This is a genomic window from Novosphingobium sp., assembly GCF_040079535.1.
Taxonomy (GTDB): domain Bacteria; phylum Pseudomonadota; class Alphaproteobacteria; order Sphingomonadales; family Sphingomonadaceae; genus Novosphingobium.
The window spans coordinates 56383-72074 of the sequence record NZ_JBEBKB010000007.1 but is presented as its reverse complement, the minus strand read 5'-3'; the positions used below and the strand labels follow the sequence as shown (position 1 = coordinate 72074).

Genomic DNA, 15692 nt, shown 5'->3' with positions numbered 1-15692 from the left:
TTCCCCAAACGACTCAGGCCAGGCGATTCTTGCCCGTTCAACGGACGGAAAAGGCCGCATCCAGCAAGCCTCCCAAGGCTGCGACATTTTCGCTTGAGGGATCATCCGGATCGATCACGCTGGCATCAGCCAGGGCAAAAATACGGCCCTTGCCGATCCGGCATGTCGCCACAAGGCCATTGTCCCACAACCGGCAGTTTTCCGGATCCTTCACCACAAACCGCCCCGCCAGATTGACCGAAAGCGCGGTGCCCATCGCGCTGGCTGGCCTTGGCCCGGGCGGCTGATCCGGATCGTATTCCAGTTCCAGCCCCCAGCGGGCCAGGATTGGAGATATCATGGCAATCGCCTGGGGGCGGCGCGGATCGCCGAGCGCCAGCGCCGAATGGCCAGTGTACATCGGATCGGCCAGCAGCAGCACTTTGCCGCCGCCACGCACCCAGGCATCAAGCGCGACATTTTCCTGCGCGCCAAGCGCGCGCGGCTGGGCCAGCACAAGTAGGTTGATACCGGCCAATGGACTGCGCCCATTCTGCACTTCGAGGCTGTCAATCGGAACCGGCTTGCCGCGGCTTTCGATCACCGCGCGCGGCCAGGGTGGCGGGGCATCAAGCAGCAGTTCGTTGCCTTCAGCCCAGATCAGCGGGATCGAGCCGAACAGTGCAATCGGCGCTTCGCTGCGCGCGCCGATACTGCGCCCAAACATCACAATTGTGCCAAGCGCCAAGGCCCCCAGCACTGCCCAAAGGGCCGGCTTGATCCTAATTGGCCTGCCCGGCAGGGGCTGGTCTGGCCATAGCAGGCTGCGGCGTGGCGGCAACCGCCGGATCAGGCGCGCTGGATGGCACAACGCCCACATCGGCCAGCGGGTCAGTTCCGGTAACCGGCGATGCCGAAGCGCTGGGCAAGGCCGGCGGATTGCCGGCGGCCTCAGCCTTGAGGGCGCGATCGTTGATGATGCTGGCCAAACCGACCACCAGAATTATTGCGGCAATTCCGAACAATCCAGACTGCAGGCGCTGCACGGCCTGGGCGCGCAATTCACGGGCGCTGGGCGGCATATAATGCTGCGGCGCGGCGAGCGGCTCAAGGACCCTGCGTGGCGGTTGTGTTGCCATCTGTGGGGCCTTGTAGCCGATCAGACGAGCCAGGGGAAGACCGGCAAACCCTTCGATCGCAACCATTCGGCGTTGTAGAGGCTCGACAGATAGCGAAAACCGGTATCGCACAGGATCGTCACCACCCGCGAGCCCGGCCCAAGCTGTTTGCCCAGCGCCACCGCCCCAGCTACGTTGATGCCCGATGACAGGCCCAGACACAGCCCTTCATCCTTTAGCATCCGGGCTACCCATTCCATCCCCACTTCGTCTGAAATGCGAAACTGGGTGTCGATCGGCGCGCCTTCAAGATTGGCAGTGATCCGCCCTTGACCGATACCTTCCGCCACCGAAGATCCTTCGGCCTTCAGTTCGCCATTGGCATAGTAGTTATACAGCGCCGCGCCGTGCGGATCGGTCAGCGCAATGGTCACCTTGTCGTCAAACGCTTTCAGACCCAGACCCACCCCGGCGATGGTCCCGCCGGTGCCTGCCGCGCAAGTAAACCCATCAATCCGGTGCTCCATCTGCTCCCAGATTTCGGGCGCAGTGCTTTCGATATGGGCCTTGCGATTGGCAACGTTATCAAACTGATTTGCCCAGACCGCGCCGGGCGTTTCTTCGGCCAGCCGGCGCGATGTGTGGACGAAATGACCGGGATTGGAAAACGGCGCGGCCGGCACCAGCACCAGCTCTGCCCCAAGTGCGCGCAACGTATCCATCTTCTCGCGGCTTTGGGTTTCGGGCATGACGATCACCGTCTTGTAACCCAGCGCATTGGCCACCAGCGCGATCCCGATCCCGGTGTTGCCCGCAGTCCCTTCGACAATCGTCCCGCCGGGCTTCAGCAGCCCTCGCGCCTCGGCATCGCGGACGATCCACAGCGCCGCACGGTCTTTCACCGAGGCGCCGGGATTGGCAAATTCGCACTTGCCCCAAATTTCGCAGCCCGCCTCTTCGCTGGCGCCCGCAAGCAGCACCAGCGGCGTGTTGCCGATCAGATCGAGGGTGGATTTTTGAGCGTTGGGTGCAGTCATGGGCGAAAGTTAGGTGCGCCCCGCCCCAAGCGCAATGCAATTGCGCTATCGAACGGTAAAGTTGCAGCCGGGTCAAAGCCCGCCTCGTCATTCCCGCGAAGGCGGGAAACCAGTTTTGGCCAGCCCTGGGTTCCCGCCTTCGCGGGAATGACGAGGGGAGCGGACCGCTGCGGGGAAATCAATCCTCAGGTGCGATGGTCACCCTAAGGCCGTCCACGGCATCGCTGAGATGGAGTTGGCATGACAGCCGCGAGTTTTCGGTGCGGTGATCGGTCGAATCGAGCAAGTCATTCTCATCCTCGCTCAGCGCGTCAACTTTGTCCGCAAATGCCGGATCGACATAGACGTGGCAGGTGGCACACGAACAGCAGCCGCCGCACAGCGCCAAAAGCTCGTCAAAGCCGGCATCGCGGATCGCTTCCATCACCGAAGTGCCATTGGCCGCTTCGACTTCCTGCTCCTGACCGGCACGATTGACCACAACAAGCTTGGGCATCTTTGCATCCTTTGCATTTCGCGCCTGTTCGCGCGTTTGCCGGGCTGCTAATCGCTTGGTCAAATTTTGGCAAGCGGGAGCGGCAGATGGGATTGAGCGCGAAACAATTGAAGGCTGGTCTTGATGCCGTGGCTAGGCTTGAACCCGGCTTTGCCAGCGCGCTGAAATTGGCGGGATATCCCGAACCCCGGATCCGCCCGCGCGGCTATGGCACCTTGATGCGCACGATCGTGGGCCAGCAGGTGAGCGTAGCGGCAGCCGCATCGATGTGGCGCAAGTTTGAAGCCCATGCCGGGGAGGAGCTTGATCCCCGGCGCGTGCTGGATGCTGATTTCGATACGTTGCGGGCCTGCGGTCTTTCGCGGCAAAAACAAGGCTATATGCGCAGTTTGTGCGATCTGGTGATCACCGGCCAGCTCGATTTCGAAGCGCTTCCCTCGGATGATGAGGACGCCATAACCCAGCTTACCCAAATCAAGGGGATCGGGCGTTGGTCGGCTGAAATTTACCTGTTGTTCGCCGAAGGGCGGCAAGACATCTGGCCCGCCGGGGACCTTGCCGTGCAGGCGGGACTTCACAAGCTGCTGGGCCTTGATGCCCGTCCATCCGAAAAGGCCACCCGCGACATGGCCGAAAAGTGGCGCCCGCACCGCGGTGCCACCGCGATCTTCACCTGGCATTGCTATAACAACCCGGCGCTGTAGGAATTGCTGACAACAATGTCAGTTTGATTCGCAGGAGAGGCCCGCCATGGCGCACAAGACTATCTTCATCACCGGCGGCGCAAGCGGCATTGGCCGGGCGGTGGCGGTGAAGTTCGGATCACAGGGCTGGTTCGTCGGTCTGGCCGATGTCAACGAGGCCGGCATGCGCGAAACCGCTGCACTTCTGCCGGCGGGCAAAAGCTCCACCTGCAAGCTTGATGTCCGCGACCGTGCGGCCTGGGATGATGCGCTGGCGGCCTGCGCCATGGCCAGCGGCGGCAAGATCGATGTGGTGTTCAACAACGCCGGTATCCCGCTGGGCGGCGAGCTGACCCAGAACAACACGGCCGAAATCGAACGCTGCCTCGACATAAACCTCAAGGGTGTTCTGTTCGGCGCGCAGGCCGCGCACCCCTGGCTAAAGGCAAGCGCGCCGGGCTCGTGCCTGCTCAACACCGCCAGCGCGGCAGGGATCTATGGCACGCCGGGGGCCTCAGTCTATTCGGCAACCAAGTTTGGCGTGCGCGCGCTGACCGAATGCATTGATGCTGAATGGGCGCCGGACGAAATCAAGGTTGCCGATCTGATGCCAGGCTTCATTGACACGCCCTTGATTGACATGAACCCCAACCAGCAAAGCAACGAGCATATTCGCGGTAGTGTGCTGGAAGCAGGGCTGGAAATCACACCGGTGGTGGAAGTGGCCGAAGCCGCGTGGAAAGCCGTTCATGGTACCGCGCTGCACACCCGTGTTGGCAAGACAGCCCACCGGATAGCTTTTGCCGCGCGGTGGATGCCGGGGCGGCTGCGCAAGATGACCAGGGCCAGCGGGCAGCCACTGGGCGTAAAATAGGGCACCGCAAGGTCCTCTCCATTTTTGGCGAATGCCACAAATGGGGAGGTGGCAGCGGCGCCAAGCCGCTGACGGTGGGGCCTCTGGGCTGGCGTCGATACCCCTCCGTCAGCCGCCTTTGGCGTCTGCCACCTCCCCATTTGCCGCATTCGCGGAAAATAGAGAGGAACTAGGAAATGCTTCCCGCCAGTTCCGCCAGCTTCACCACCGTATTCATGTTCCGCGCTGTGCCCGTCCTTGTTGCCGGCACAACCAGCTTCGAACTGGCCATCCCATCGCCGTAATCGATGAATATTTCCCGCTGCCCCAGCATCAGTACCTCGCCTGCCTGATGCCGTACGCCTTCCAGCGTTGGTGGCGCATCGGTAAAGAGCGTAACCACCCGGTTGCCGGGCCGATCCGGCCAGGGATTGCGCGCGGCGAGATCGGCCAGCTCAGCTGCGCTGCGCACCAGCACACCGATCGCCTTGCCCCACTCAGCCGCGATCGCATCTTCCAGCATGGCTCTCAATTCGTCCTCGCCCCGTTCGCTGGCGAAGATCAGGTTTCCGCTGGCGATATAGGTCCGCGCTTGCCCCAGCCCCAGCCGCGTGGCCAGTGCGGCGAGCTCAGCCATGGGAATCTTGTTGTTCCCGCCAACATTTACCGCCCGCAAAAGTGCGACCCAGCCGGTCATGGATAGACCGTCCAGCCGCCGGGGATCGAAAGCCACGAACAGCGGTTCTCGTCACGATAGCTCGCGTTCGGTTCCTCCAGCGCATTGGCTTCAAATGCACCGCCAGGCACTCCGATCAGGCCTGGGCCCAGCCCTTGGGTCCACCACAAAGTCGTGCCGCATTCGGTGCAGAAATGCCTGGTTTGCGGTTCAGCAACCGGAACCGATCGGGCCTTCGATTGGCCGCTGGGCGGACTGACCTGAGCTTCGAGGAAATAGGCCTGCCAGCCAAATGCGCTGCCGGTCCGGCGGCGGCAATCGCTGCAATGGCACAGCGCGTTAAGCACCGGTTCGCCTTCCACCTCAAGCGAAAGCTGGCCGCACGAGCAGCGCGCCGTTGCCACTATAGATAGCCCTCAATCGCCCGCACCATCGTTGTATCGCGCTGGCTCAGCCCGTCGGCATCATGCGTGGTCAGGGTCATATCTACGCGGTTGTAGACGTTGAACCATTCGGGGTGATGATCGGCCTTGTCGGCATAAAGCGCGACGCGGGTCATGAAGCCAAAGGCCGCGTTGAAATCCTTGAATTTGAAGCTGCGAACCAGCGCCTTGCCATCTTCGCGCAGGGTCCACTGCGGCGCTTCGGCAATAAGCGCGGCCACTTCGGTTTCGGTCAGGCGGGGGATGGACACGTTCGCTCTCCTTGGCAGACCTTCAGCTTTCCCCTATCGCGCGTCCCCATGCAAGAGTGCCGTATCGCAGCGAATGATCTGGCCTGCCGCCGCGGCGAGCGGCTGCTGTTTGCAGGGCTTTCGTTTGCGCTGGAAGGCGGGCAGGCGTTGCAACTGGTTGGATCGAACGGGATCGGCAAATCAAGCCTGATCCGGATCCTGGCCGGGCTGCTGCCGGCCTATTCCGGCACTGTGACACGCGAAGGCGCCATCGGTCTGGTTGACGAGCGGCCAGCGCTCGACCCGCACCTGCCGCTGGGCCAGGCGCTGGCCTTCTGGCAGCGGATCGATGGCGCGCAGGATAACCAGGCCGCGCGGCTGGGGCTGGCCGGACTGGAAGATGTGCCGGTTCGCTACCTTTCCACCGGGCAGAAAAAGCGCGCGGCGCTCGCGCGGCTGATCGGACAGGCCGCGCCGGTGTGGCTGCTGGACGAGCCGCTGAACGGCCTCGACACACGCGGCGGTGCACTTATCACCGAAATGGTTAGCGAGCATTGCCATGAAGGTGGCATTGCGGTTATTGCCTCGCACCAGCCGTTTGAACTTCCCGAACTCGCTCGGCTCGATCTTAAAGACTTTGCAGCATGAGCGCTCTGGTCGCCCTGCTGCGCCGCGACCTGGCGCAATTGTTCAGCGGCGGAAGGCGCGGCGGGGCCTTGTTGCCGGTGCTGTTCTTTCTGGCGGTGGCGATGCTCTATCCCTTTGCGGTTGGGCCCGATGCACCCATGCTGGCCAAGTCCGGCGGCGGAATGCTGTGGGTCGCGGCGCTGCTGGCAGCGGTGCTGCCGCTCGACCGGTTGATCGAGCCCGATCTGGAACTCGGGCTGTTCGATCAATGGGCGCTGCGCGGTATTTCAGAGGAACTGGTGGTCGCGATACGGGTGCTGGCCCATTGGCTCAGCTTTGGCCCGCCGCTGATGCTGGCGGCGCTGCCCGCCTCGGCTTTGGTTGGGATCGATGGCGAAACCTTGTGGCTGGTCGAACTCGGCTTACTTGCCGGAACCCCCGGCCTGGCCGCGCTGGGCGTGCTGATCGCCAGCATCACCGCCACCCTGCGCGGCGGCGCGGCGCTAGGCGGAATGCTGCTGATCCCGCTGGCCGTGCCGCTGCTGGTGTTCGGTGCAGGCTCGTTGGCGACCGGCGGCGAAGCGGGGCTGGCGCTGTGCGGTGCGGTTAGCCTGGTCTATCTGGCGCTGACACCGTTTGCGGCGGGTGCCGCAATCCGGGCTGGGCGGGGTTAGTAAGGCGGCTTGTCCAGCCCCTTGGCACTCGCCGTAAAAATCTCGCACCCGTCTTCGGTGATCCCGATCGAGTGTTCGAACTGCGCCGACAAGGACCGATCCCGCGTCACCGCCGTCCAGCCATCTTCCAGCAGTTTCACGCCCGGCTTGCCCAGGTTGATCATCGGTTCGATCGTGAAGAACATCCCCGGTTTCAATTCCGGCCCGGTGCCCGCGCGCGCGGCATGGACCACTTCGGGGGCATCGTGGAACAACCGGCCCAGGCCGTGCCCGCAAAATTCGCGGACCACGCCATAACGCTGGCGTTCGGCATGGTGCTGGATCGCCGCACCAATATCGCCCAGCCGCGCGCCGGGCTTGGCCTTTTCAATTCCCAGCATCAGGCATTCATAGGTTACATCGACCAGCCGCTTGGCCTTCAAGGGCACATCGCCGACCAGGAACATCCGGCTGCTATCGCCGTGCCAACCATCCAGCAGCGGGGTAACATCGATATTGACGATATCGCCGTCTTTCAGCTGCTTGTCCGAAGGGATCCCGTGGCAAACCACATGGTTGATCGAGATGCAGCACGAATGGGCATAGCCGCGATAGCCCAGCGTGGCCGGAACCGCCCCGTTATCGAGCGTGAACTGGCGCACGAAATCATCCAGCGCGCCGGTGGTCACTCCCGGCTCCACCATCCCTGCCAGCGCATCGAGCGTGTCGGCCGCGAGCCTTCCGGCCTTGCGCATCGCTTCGAAGGCCGCAGGGCCATGCAGCTTAATCGTGCCATCGCGCAGCTGCGTATCGGCGTCGGTTACGGTCTGGTATTGCGTCATCGCGGCGGCTCATACGGCAAGTTGCGGGAAATTGCGAGGGGCCAGCGCCACATTTCCTCTCGCGCAGGCGGCCCTGATCCGGCTAGGGTGCGGCGAATATGACCAACAAGAACGCACTGATCCAGCCCGACAAGGGCCAGGCCGCCATTCCAATCCACCTGATCGACAAGGCCGGGCTGGATGACTTTGTCCGCACCCTTTCCGTCCCGCAGCGCGCGGCATTGGCGGCGCAGAAATTTGCGGCCGATGGCTATTCCTATGCGATCGTGCCCGATGGCCCAAATGCTGACAATGCCTGGTTTGTGGTATCAGGCGTTGCCAACACCGAAAGCCTGTCCAGCTGGTGCATGGCCAAATTGGCTGAGGTTCTGCCTGCCGGAACCTATCGCCGCGCAGAAGGAGAGCCGGGACCGGCGCTCTATGGCTGGGTGACGGGGCAGTACCGGTTCGATCGCTATATATCCGCTCCCAGCGAGGAAGGTCCGCGCGTGTTGCTGACCAAGGATGTCGCCGCGATTGGACCGGTTCTTGCCGAAGCCGCCGCTACCGCGCTGGTCCGCGATCTGGTCAACACACCCGGAGAGGATATGGGCCCGGCGCAGCTTGAGCACGAAGCCCAGCTGCTGGCCAAGGCCCACGGCGCAGAGCTGAAAGTGACCCATGGCGATGCGCTGGAGCAGCAGTTTCCGATGGTCCACATGGTCGGCCGGGCCGCGGCGCGCAGCCATGCCCCGCGGATGATAGAGCTGACCTGGGGCGATCCAAAACATCCCAAAGTGGCGCTGATCGGCAAAGGGGTGTGTTTCGATTCGGGCGGGCTTGATATCAAGCCTTCATCCGGCATGCTGTTGATGAAGAAGGATATGGGCGGCGCGGCCCATGCGCTGGCGCTGGCCGCACTGGTAATGGGCCAGCGGCTGAAAGTGCGGCTGCACCTGCTGATCCCGGCGGCCGAAAACGCGATCTCGGGCAATGCCTTTCGCCCCGGCGATGTGCTGCGCAGCCGCGCCGGGCTTTCGGTGGAAATCGGCAACACCGATGCTGAAGGCCGCCTGGTGCTGGGCGATGCGCTGACCCGCGCGGGCGAGGGCGCTGATGGTTCTGGCCCAGAACTGGTGATCGATTATGCCACGCTGACCGGCGCGGCGCGGGTGGCGCTGGGGCCCGATCTGCCCGCAATGTTCGCGCGCCGCGATGAAACCGCCCAGGAATTGATCGATGCCGGCGAGGAAGCCGACGATCGCTGTTGGCGGCTGCCGCTGTTCGATGGCTACCGCGAATACCTCAAAAGCGACATCGCGGATCTCAACAATTCCAGCGCCAATGGATATGCTGGTGCCTCGGTCGCGGCGCTGTTCCTTGATCGGTTCCTGCCCGAAGGTGTGGACTGGGCCCACTTCGATACCTTCGCCTGGCGCCCTGCGGCCAAGCCCGGCCGCCCAAAAGGCGGCGACGCGCTTGGCCTGCGGGCTGCCTGGGGTCTGCTTAAGGGGCGGTATGGATAACTTGCTAGACGGGCAAACCGGCGCTAATCGCCCGATCTTCACGTTTGGGGAATCCGCTACCTTGACCGCCGCCGCCATTCCAACCGGGCAACTGTGCCTTTCCGGCCCGGCTGAAAAGCTGGACGCCGGGCATTGGCCGGTGCGCGGAGATCTGGCCCATATCCGTTTGGCCGGGCGGTGCTTTGTGCCGCACTATGCCGTGCCGATGGAACACAAGGTTGTGCCGGCCGGGGCAAAACTGTTTGCGACGAACAGCAAGGATGCCGAAGTGCGCGATGTGCTGGGCGGCAACAGTCTGTTCAACGTGCTTGAGATAGCCGGAGACTGGGCCTGGGGCCAGGTTGGCGATGATGGCTTTGTCGGCTATCTGCCGCTGGCGGCGCTTGTCGCGACGTGACCGCGAAGGTCTTCATCGACGGCGCAGCGGGAACCACCGGGCTTGAAATTGTGGAGCGGCTGTCCGCGCGTAACGATTTCGAACTGCTGATCCTTGATGATACCCAGCGCAAAAGCGCGGACGCCCGCCGAGAAGCCTTTAACGCGGCTGATTTCGCGGTGCTGTGTCTGCCAGATGAGGCCGCGATCGAAGCGGTCAAGCTGGCTGAAGGCAGCAAGGTGCGGATTATCGATGCCTCCAGCGCACACCGGACCAGCACCGGTTGGACCTATGGTTTTCCCGAACTGATCGGGCGCGAAAAAGTGGCGGAAGCGGACCGAATTTCAAACCCCGGCTGCTTTCCCACCGGGTTCCTGGCGCTGCTTGCCCCGCTGATCCGCCAAGGCCTGCTGCCATCGGACTGGCCCTATACCTGCCACGCCGTCTCAGGCTATTCGGGCGGCGGAAAGGCCCTGATCGAACGGTTTGAGGGCGATAGCGATCTTGCCTTTCGCGATTACGGCCTTGCAATGGGCCACAAGCACGTGCCCGAAATGCAGCGCTATGCCGGGCTGGCTCATGCCCCGCTGTTCGCCCCGGCGGTTGTTCCGGCACACCGCGGCATGCTGGTCGAAGTGCCGCTTCATCTGGGCCAGATGGGGCGCGCCGCGCCTACTGATGGCCTGCGCGATCATCTGCGCCATTTCTATGCCGAAAGTCCGGTGGTGCGGCTTAACGAGGAAACCCCCGATGAGCTGCTGCTGCGCGGATCGGCTGGCCCAAGCGACCGGCTGGAACTTTACGTGTTTGGCAGCAAGGACGGCAATCAGGCGCGGCTGGTGGCCATGCTCGACAACCTTGGCAAAGGCGCCAGCGGGGCCGCTGTGCAAAGCCTGAACCTGATGGCCGGGCTTGAGGAAACTGCTGGGTTGGCGCTCTGACGTCGTCCAAATTCCCTTGCCGTCATCCCCGCGCAGGCGGGGACCCAGTGCCGGCCTGCCCTGGGTCCTCGCCTGCGCGGGGATGACGTGGCATTTCGCGGCTGCGCAAAAAACAGGCACCGTCTGCCGAAAATTTAGGCAAGCCCCCTTGCTTCATCGCGTTCCTAAAATTGCGCCGACCTCTCTTCAGCGATTCAAATCTTGCGAATCCGCCCTTTTCGCGGCTGTACGCAGCGGCTAGACTTGCCCGCAGACCGCTGGCACGATTCTTGATACAGGCTGGATCGTGGCAATCGAAATCTCCGGGCTGTCCTGGCAAACAACAGGGCAGAACCGGCTTGCTGCGCAGGGGAATACAACGTGAAAAAGATCGAAGCGATCATCAAGCCGTTCAAGCTCGACGAGGTAAAGGAAGCGCTCCACGAAGTGGGCGTATCCGGCATCACGGTGACCGAGGCCAAGGGCTTTGGCCGCCAGAAGGGCCATACCGAGCTTTATCGCGGCGCTGAATATGTCGTCGATTTCCTGCCCAAGGTGAAGCTTGAAGTGGTTGTGCCCGATGCATTGGCCGAACGCGTGGTCGAGGCGATTGCCGCCGCCGCCCAAACCGGACGGATCGGTGATGGCAAGATCTTCGTGATCCCGGTTGAAAGCGCACTGCGGATCCGCACCGGCGAGCGTGACAACGACGCGATTTGATTTCTCATAGCAATTGCAATCCTCCCACCCGCAAGCGGGCGGAACACTCAAGAAGGACGTAAAATGGCCAAGGCAAAGGACATCATCAAGCGGATCAAGGACGAAGAGATCGAATGGGTCGATCTGCGTTTCACCGATCCCAAAGGCAAGTGGCAGCACCTTACCATGGTGGCCTCGGTCATGGGCGAAGACGAGCTGGAAGACGGCCTGATGTTTGATGGCTCTTCAATCGAAGGCTGGAAGGCGATCAACGAAAGCGACATGATCCTTAAGCCTGATCTGGATGCGGTGTTCATCGATCCGTTCAGCGCCACCCCGATGATGATCATCACCTGCGACATCGTTGAGCCTTCAACCGGCGATCTTTACAGCCGCGATCCGCGCAGCACGGCCAAGCGCGCCGAAGCCTATGTCAAAAGCACTGGCATCGGCGATACCGTCTATGTTGGTCCCGAAGCCGAATTCTTCATGTTCGATGATGTGCGCTATCACGATAGCTATGACGGCAGCGGCTTCAGGATCGACGATATCGAGCTGCCGACCAACACCGATACCAAGTACGAAGCCGGCAACATGGGCCACCGTCCCGGCGTCAAAGGTGGTTACTTCCCGGTCGCCCCGATTGACAGCTGCGTCGATATCCGTGGCGAAATGGTTTCGACCATGCTTGAAATGGGCCTGCCGTGCGACAAGCACCACCACGAAGTGGCCGCCGCCCAGCACGAATTGGGGCTGACTTTCGGCACCCTGGTGCAAACGGCTGATCGGATGCAGGTCTACAAATATGTCGTCCATCAGGTTGCCCATGCTTATGGCAAGACCGCAACCTTCATGCCCAAGCCGATCAAGGGCGATAACGGCAGCGGCATGCACACCCACATCTCAATCTGGGACGGCGGCAAACCGCTGTTCGCCGGCAATGGTTATGCCGGGCTTTCGGACATGTGCCTGTACTTCATCGGCGGGGTTATCAAGCACGCCAAAGCACTGAACGCCTTCACCAACCCCACCACCAACAGCTACAAGCGGTTGGTTCCGGGCTATGAAGCGCCAGTGCTGCTGGCCTATTCGGCCCGCAACCGTTCGGCCAGCTGCCGCATTCCTTATGGCACCGGCGATAAGGCCAAGCGCGTTGAATTCCGCTTCCCCGATGCGATGGCCAACCCCTATCTGTGCTATTCGGCGCTGCTGATGGCGGGTCTCGACGGGATCAAGAACAAGATCCATCCGGGCGAAGCGATGGACAAGAACCTCTATGATCTGCCGCCGGCCGAACTTGCCGAAGTGCCGACCGTTTGTGGATCACTGCGTGAGGCACTGGAATGCCTTGAGGCCGACTATGACTTCCTGCTGCAAGGCGGGGTTTTCACCAAGGATCAGATCGACGCCTATATCGAGCTGAAGTGGCCCGAAGTGCTGCGCTGGGAAACCACGCCGTCAGCCGTTGAATTTGACATGTATTACAGCGCCTGATTGCTGCGATATTTCGCCTGCTAGAAGGGGGCGCTCAGCACAGGCTGGGCGCCCCTTTTTCGATCGAATCAAGCCGCCGAAAATGGCGACCTGGCTGCCAGACGGGTTCAATTTGTTGCGCGGGTTACCCCGATTGCGCACGGGTCTTGCTAGGTTTGGCGGCCCGGCTCTATGCATACGTATTAACCAAAATATTCGTTTCCTGTGAAACCACTTTTCACCTAGGGGCAGCGCCGCTTTGGGAATTGAGCCGCCGGATCGGAAGCTGGCGGTACGCAAAAACGGATGGTCTGACTGGCAGGAGCGCAACCGGTGCCTAACCGCACCGAGCATTTTGCATGCACGCTCGTGACGTTTGCACCGCAGCCGGTGATCGAACCAGCTGCGGAATTTTTCCTGTTTGCCCAAGATTTGGACCACCGATGCACAGCCCCTATTCCGCAACCACGCTGACCAGCCTTGAACCAGCCGCAATCCTGCGCCTTGATCGCGCATTGCGCCGCGCGCGCGAGCGAATTCTGGGTGGCGGCGCAACCTGCGATGCGCTCTGGTCAGTGCTGATCGAGCTCGCGGCGTCTGATGACGGGCTGGCGTTCGAGGCGCTTGAAGCTGGCCCTGCGCGCCATTTCGGCCGGACAACTCTGCTGGGCTGCCTCTCCACGCTTGAAGAACTCGGCCTTATCAAAGGCCGCAAACGCGCCGAACAGCCGCTGCTTTCGCACGTCCGGATCACGCCCTGCGGGCTGAAGCGGATCGATGAAGTTATCCAATCCGCGCTTGAAGCGCTGCGCCGTTACGGCTGACAGACGAAACCATTTTCCTACACCGGCCAATCCTGCCTAATTGGGCGGCCTCCCCGTTCAAGATGAGGCCGCCCAATGGAATTCTCGCTCGATTTCTTTGATGCCTTGCGCCGGATGAAAGCGCGCGATGCCAATACCGTTGTCGTTGGCGATGCCGCTCCGCAGCAGCCAGCACCAAATCCGGTTCCTGCCCCGCCCCGCCCCCAAACCGGCAGCGGCGCAATCGGGCCGGATGGCCTGGCGCTGATAAAGCATTTCGAAGGCTGCGCGAGAATGCGCCGCGATGGGCGGTTCGAAGCCTATCCCGATCCCGGCACCGGCGGTGATCCGTGGACGATTGGCTGGGGCGCGACCGGCAAGGGGATCGGCCCGGGCACCATCTGGACCCAGGCAGAATGCGATGCCCGGCTAGAGCGCGATCTGATCCGCTTTGCCCGCGATGTAACCCGCGCGCTTGGCGGCGCAGCCACCACCCCGCAGCAGTTCGATGCCCTGGTCAGCTTTCACTACAATACCGGCGCAATTGCCAAGGCAACGTTGACCAAGCTGCACAAGGCCGGCCAGTTTAGCCGGGCAGCGCAGGAATTCGGTAAATGGATCAACGCCGGGGGCAAGCCGATGAACGGGCTGGTGCGGCGGCGCAGCGCCGAGGCCGCCCTCTACAAGCGCAGCTAAGCCACGCACTATCGATTGCATCTTGCAATCTGCCCCTCAGGCTCCGACAAAGCGATAAATTAATCGCCCAGTTAAAGGAGATTCGAGGATGCGCGAACGGCTGCAACATTATATCGACGGCAAGTGGGTGGATAGCGAAGGCAGCGCCCGACGCGAAGTTATCAACCCGGCCACCGAAGAAGCCTGTGCGGTAATCAGCATCGGCTCTGCCGATGATGTGAACAAGGCCGTGGCCGCTGCCCGCCGCGCCTTCAAGAGTTATAGCCAGACCACCCGTGACGAGCGCGTGGCGCTGCTTGAACGGATTGTTGAGGAATACAAGAAGCGCGCAGCCGATCTGGCCCAGGCAATGGCAGAGGAAATGGGCGCGCCGCTTTCCTTCGCGATTACCGCGCAGGTTGGTGCCGGGATCGGCGGCTTTATGAGCACGATCGCCGCGCTGAAAGACTTCAGCTTCATGGAAGATGGCCCGGGTTACAAGGTAGCCTATGAGCCGATCGGCGTGGTTGGCATGATTACGCCGTGGAACTGGCCGCTGAACCAGATCGCGCTCAAGGTTGCCCCGGCGCTGGCCGCCGGCGATACCATGGTGCTCAAGCCTTCGGAAGAATGCCCCACCAATGCGGCAATCTTTGCCGAAATTCTGGATGCCGCAGGTGTTCCGCCGGGCGTGTTCAATCTGGTCCAGGGCGATGGCCCAACCACCGGCAACGCGATCTCAAGCCACCCCGATGTTGAAATGGTCAGCTTCACCGGTTCAACCCGCGCCGGGGTGCAGGTGGCCATCGCCGCCGCCCCCACGGTAAAGCGCGTTCATCAGGAACTGGGCGGGAAAAGCCCCAACCTGGTCCTGCCCGATGCAGATCTGGCTGCCCACCTGCCCGCCGTGGCGATGGGTCCGCTGGTCAACACCGGCCAATCGTGCATCAGCCCCACCAAGGTGCTGGTAGCCAAGGACCGCGAGGCCGAAGTGGTTGGCTTTTACAAGGCGATGTATTCGCAAACCCCGGTTGGTGATCCGATGGCAGAAGGCCAGCACCTGGGCCCGCTGGTCAACAAGGCACAGTATGACAAGGTCAAGGACCTGATCCAGTCAGCGATCGATCAGGGCGCCACGCTGGAAACCGGCGGCCCGGATCTGCCCGCAAACGTCAACCGCGGCTACTATATCCAGCCGACCGTGTTTTCGGGTGTGACGGCCGATATGCGGATCGCGCAGGAAGAGATCTTCGGGCCGGTTGCCACGATCCTCACCTATGACAGCCTGGATGACGGGATCGAAATGGCCAATGCCACCGAATACGGCCTGTCTGCCGCCATCACCGGCGATCCAGCCAAGGCCGCGGGCGTTGCTGGAAAGCTGCGCGCCGGCATGGTCGCGATCAACAATTGGGGGCCAACACCGGGCGCGCCGTTTGGCGGCTACAAGCAATCGGGCAACGGCCGCGAAGGCGGCCTGGCCGGGCTGAAGGACTTCATGGAAATGAAAGCGATCTCGGGCCTGCCGGCCTGATTTCAATCACCCGAAAGTATAAAGCCAGCCCCCTTCCTGCACCAGCGGGGAGGGGGTTTGATTTTGGGAC

20 protein-coding genes are annotated in these 15692 nt (G+C 62.3%); 12 read left to right on the top strand and 8 right to left on the bottom strand.

The genetic code is table 11. The features are described 5' to 3' along the window. Positions 1-37: 37 nt before the first annotated feature. From ABL914_RS04100 to ABL914_RS04085, 4 genes are all read right to left on the bottom strand, one after another. Entirely contained in the window at positions 38-706 is a 669-nt protein-coding gene (locus tag ABL914_RS04100) for an ABC transporter (RefSeq protein ID WP_391561886.1), read from the bottom strand. A 55-nt stretch (positions 707-761) separates the two neighbouring features. Beyond that, positions 762-1118: a hypothetical protein gene (locus ABL914_RS04095; RefSeq protein ID WP_391561885.1), complete on the bottom strand. Its 357-nt coding sequence runs from the start codon at positions 1116-1118 to the stop codon at positions 762-764. 20 nt (positions 1119-1138) lie between these two features. Next, on the bottom strand, positions 1139-2134 hold the full coding sequence (locus ABL914_RS04090) for a cysteine synthase A (protein WP_391561884.1): 996 nt from the start codon (positions 2132-2134) through the stop codon (positions 1139-1141). A gap of 178 nt (positions 2135-2312) precedes the next feature. Next, positions 2313-2630 (bottom strand): 2Fe-2S iron-sulfur cluster-binding protein, encoded by a 318-nt coding sequence (locus ABL914_RS04085; RefSeq protein ID WP_391561883.1) that lies wholly within the window; start codon positions 2628-2630, stop codon positions 2313-2315. Positions 2631-2716: 86 nt separating this feature from the next. Between ABL914_RS04085 and ABL914_RS04080 the strand changes: the two genes are divergently transcribed. Together ABL914_RS04080 and ABL914_RS04075 are read left to right on the top strand one after the other, a co-directional pair. After that, the gene (locus tag ABL914_RS04080) at positions 2717-3334 is read left to right on the top strand and encodes a DNA-3-methyladenine glycosylase family protein (RefSeq protein ID WP_391561882.1); all 618 of its coding nucleotides are present in this window, start codon (positions 2717-2719) and stop codon (positions 3332-3334) included. A gap of 46 nt (positions 3335-3380) precedes the next feature. Next, positions 3381-4187, top strand: a complete 807-nt coding sequence (locus tag ABL914_RS04075) for an SDR family oxidoreductase (protein WP_391561881.1) — start codon at positions 3381-3383, stop codon at positions 4185-4187. A 169-nt stretch (positions 4188-4356) separates the two neighbouring features. Here the strand turns inward: ABL914_RS04075 and ABL914_RS04070 are convergent, their stop codons facing one another. Genes ABL914_RS04070 through ABL914_RS04060 form a run of 3 tightly spaced genes read right to left on the bottom strand, consistent with a single transcriptional unit; the run spans position 4357 to position 5536 of the window. Continuing rightward, positions 4357-4863, bottom strand: a complete 507-nt coding sequence (locus tag ABL914_RS04070; RefSeq protein ID WP_391561880.1) for a DUF1697 domain-containing protein — start codon at positions 4861-4863, stop codon at positions 4357-4359. Continuing rightward, positions 4860-5246 carry a GFA family protein gene (locus ABL914_RS04065; protein WP_391561879.1) on the bottom strand — a complete coding sequence of 129 codons (387 nt, stop codon included), beginning with the start codon at positions 5244-5246 and terminating at the stop codon, positions 4860-4862. Before ABL914_RS04065 ends, ABL914_RS04070 begins: the two co-directional genes overlap by 4 nt. Beyond that, the gene (locus tag ABL914_RS04060; protein ID WP_391561878.1) at positions 5246-5536 is read right to left on the bottom strand and encodes a 4a-hydroxytetrahydrobiopterin dehydratase; all 291 of its coding nucleotides are present in this window, start codon (positions 5534-5536) and stop codon (positions 5246-5248) included. The genes ABL914_RS04065 and ABL914_RS04060 overlap by 1 nt, the downstream gene beginning before the upstream one ends. Positions 5537-5584: 48 nt before the next feature. Here ABL914_RS04060 and ccmA point away from each other — a divergent pair, with 48 nt between their 5' ends. Both ccmA and ABL914_RS04050 read left to right on the top strand, forming a co-directional pair. Then, positions 5585-6163: a heme ABC exporter ATP-binding protein CcmA gene (gene ccmA / locus ABL914_RS04055; protein WP_391561877.1), complete on the top strand. Its 579-nt coding sequence runs from the start codon at positions 5585-5587 to the stop codon at positions 6161-6163. Then, positions 6160-6816, top strand: coding sequence for a heme exporter protein CcmB (locus tag ABL914_RS04050; RefSeq protein ID WP_391561876.1), 657 nt, complete (start codon positions 6160-6162; stop codon positions 6814-6816). The genes ccmA and ABL914_RS04050 overlap by 4 nt, the downstream gene beginning before the upstream one ends. On the opposite strand, the gene map is transcribed toward ABL914_RS04050, so the two are convergent. Further along, the gene (gene map, locus ABL914_RS04045) at positions 6813-7637 is read right to left on the bottom strand and encodes a type I methionyl aminopeptidase (RefSeq protein WP_391561875.1); all 825 of its coding nucleotides are present in this window, start codon (positions 7635-7637) and stop codon (positions 6813-6815) included. The genes ABL914_RS04050 and map overlap by 4 nt on opposite strands. Positions 7638-7735: 98 nt before the next feature. On the opposite strand from map, the gene ABL914_RS04040 reads away from it, so the two are divergent. The 8 genes from ABL914_RS04040 to ABL914_RS04005 all read left to right on the top strand — a co-directional run bounded on the left by ABL914_RS04040 (position 7736) and on the right by ABL914_RS04005 (position 15622). Continuing rightward, the gene (locus tag ABL914_RS04040; protein WP_391561874.1) at positions 7736-9142 is read left to right on the top strand and encodes a leucyl aminopeptidase family protein; all 1407 of its coding nucleotides are present in this window, start codon (positions 7736-7738) and stop codon (positions 9140-9142) included. Further along, the gene (locus ABL914_RS04035; RefSeq protein ID WP_391561873.1) at positions 9135-9539 is read left to right on the top strand and encodes an SH3 domain-containing protein; all 405 of its coding nucleotides are present in this window, start codon (positions 9135-9137) and stop codon (positions 9537-9539) included. The genes ABL914_RS04040 and ABL914_RS04035 overlap by 8 nt, the downstream gene beginning before the upstream one ends. Then, positions 9536-10459, top strand: a complete 924-nt coding sequence (gene argC / locus ABL914_RS04030) for an N-acetyl-gamma-glutamyl-phosphate reductase (RefSeq protein ID WP_391561872.1) — start codon at positions 9536-9538, stop codon at positions 10457-10459. Before ABL914_RS04035 ends, argC begins: the two co-directional genes overlap by 4 nt. A 360-nt stretch (positions 10460-10819) precedes the next feature. Further along, positions 10820-11158, top strand: a complete 339-nt coding sequence (locus tag ABL914_RS04025) for a P-II family nitrogen regulator (RefSeq protein WP_309622354.1) — start codon at positions 10820-10822, stop codon at positions 11156-11158. Positions 11159-11221: 63 nt separating this feature from the next. Beyond that, positions 11222-12631 (top strand): type I glutamate--ammonia ligase, encoded by a 1410-nt coding sequence (glnA, locus tag ABL914_RS04020; RefSeq protein ID WP_391561871.1) that lies wholly within the window; start codon positions 11222-11224, stop codon positions 12629-12631. A gap of 422 nt (positions 12632-13053) precedes the next feature. Then, entirely contained in the window at positions 13054-13434 is a 381-nt protein-coding gene (locus ABL914_RS04015) for a hypothetical protein (RefSeq protein ID WP_391561870.1), read from the top strand. A gap of 75 nt (positions 13435-13509) precedes the next feature. Next, positions 13510-14109, top strand: coding sequence for a lysozyme (locus tag ABL914_RS04010; RefSeq protein WP_391561869.1), 600 nt, complete (start codon positions 13510-13512; stop codon positions 14107-14109). An 88-nt stretch (positions 14110-14197) separates the two neighbouring features. Beyond that, positions 14198-15622 carry an aldehyde dehydrogenase family protein gene (locus ABL914_RS04005; protein WP_391561868.1) on the top strand — a complete coding sequence of 475 codons (1425 nt, stop codon included), beginning with the start codon at positions 14198-14200 and terminating at the stop codon, positions 15620-15622. Positions 15623-15692: the final 70 nt, after the last annotated feature.

Bases quoted from the DNA above. Each gene is read 5' to 3' on its own strand.
- ABL914_RS04035 (WP_391561873.1), top strand. From the start codon at position 9,135: ATGGATAACTTGCTAGACGGGCAAACCGGCGCTAATCGCCCGATCTTC.
- ABL914_RS04010 (WP_391561869.1), top strand. From the start codon at position 13,510: ATGGAATTCTCGCTCGATTTCTTTGATGCCTTGCGCCGGATGAAAGCG.
- ABL914_RS04015 (WP_391561870.1), top strand. From the start codon at position 13,054: ATGCACAGCCCCTATTCCGCAACCACGCTGACCAGCCTTGAACCAGCC.
- map (WP_391561875.1), bottom strand. From the start codon at position 7,637: ATGACGCAATACCAGACCGTAACCGACGCCGATACGCAGCTGCGCGAT.
- ABL914_RS04100 (WP_391561886.1), bottom strand. From the start codon at position 706: ATGTTTGGGCGCAGTATCGGCGCGCGCAGCGAAGCGCCGATTGCACTG.
- ABL914_RS04070 (WP_391561880.1), bottom strand. From the start codon at position 4,863: ATGACCGGCTGGGTCGCACTTTTGCGGGCGGTAAATGTTGGCGGGAAC.
- ABL914_RS04005 (WP_391561868.1), top strand. From the start codon at position 14,198: ATGCGCGAACGGCTGCAACATTATATCGACGGCAAGTGGGTGGATAGC.
- ABL914_RS04080 (WP_391561882.1), top strand. From the start codon at position 2,717: ATGGGATTGAGCGCGAAACAATTGAAGGCTGGTCTTGATGCCGTGGCT.
- ABL914_RS04075 (WP_391561881.1), top strand. From the start codon at position 3,381: ATGGCGCACAAGACTATCTTCATCACCGGCGGCGCAAGCGGCATTGGC.
- ABL914_RS04050 (WP_391561876.1), top strand. From the start codon at position 6,160: ATGAGCGCTCTGGTCGCCCTGCTGCGCCGCGACCTGGCGCAATTGTTC.
- ABL914_RS04090 (WP_391561884.1), bottom strand. From the start codon at position 2,134: ATGACTGCACCCAACGCTCAAAAATCCACCCTCGATCTGATCGGCAAC.
- ABL914_RS04095 (WP_391561885.1), bottom strand. From the start codon at position 1,118: ATGGCAACACAACCGCCACGCAGGGTCCTTGAGCCGCTCGCCGCGCCG.
- ABL914_RS04085 (WP_391561883.1), bottom strand. From the start codon at position 2,630: ATGCCCAAGCTTGTTGTGGTCAATCGTGCCGGTCAGGAGCAGGAAGTC.
- ABL914_RS04040 (WP_391561874.1), top strand. From the start codon at position 7,736: ATGACCAACAAGAACGCACTGATCCAGCCCGACAAGGGCCAGGCCGCC.
- glnA (WP_391561871.1), top strand. From the start codon at position 11,222: ATGGCCAAGGCAAAGGACATCATCAAGCGGATCAAGGACGAAGAGATC.
- ccmA (WP_391561877.1), top strand. From the start codon at position 5,585: ATGCAAGAGTGCCGTATCGCAGCGAATGATCTGGCCTGCCGCCGCGGC.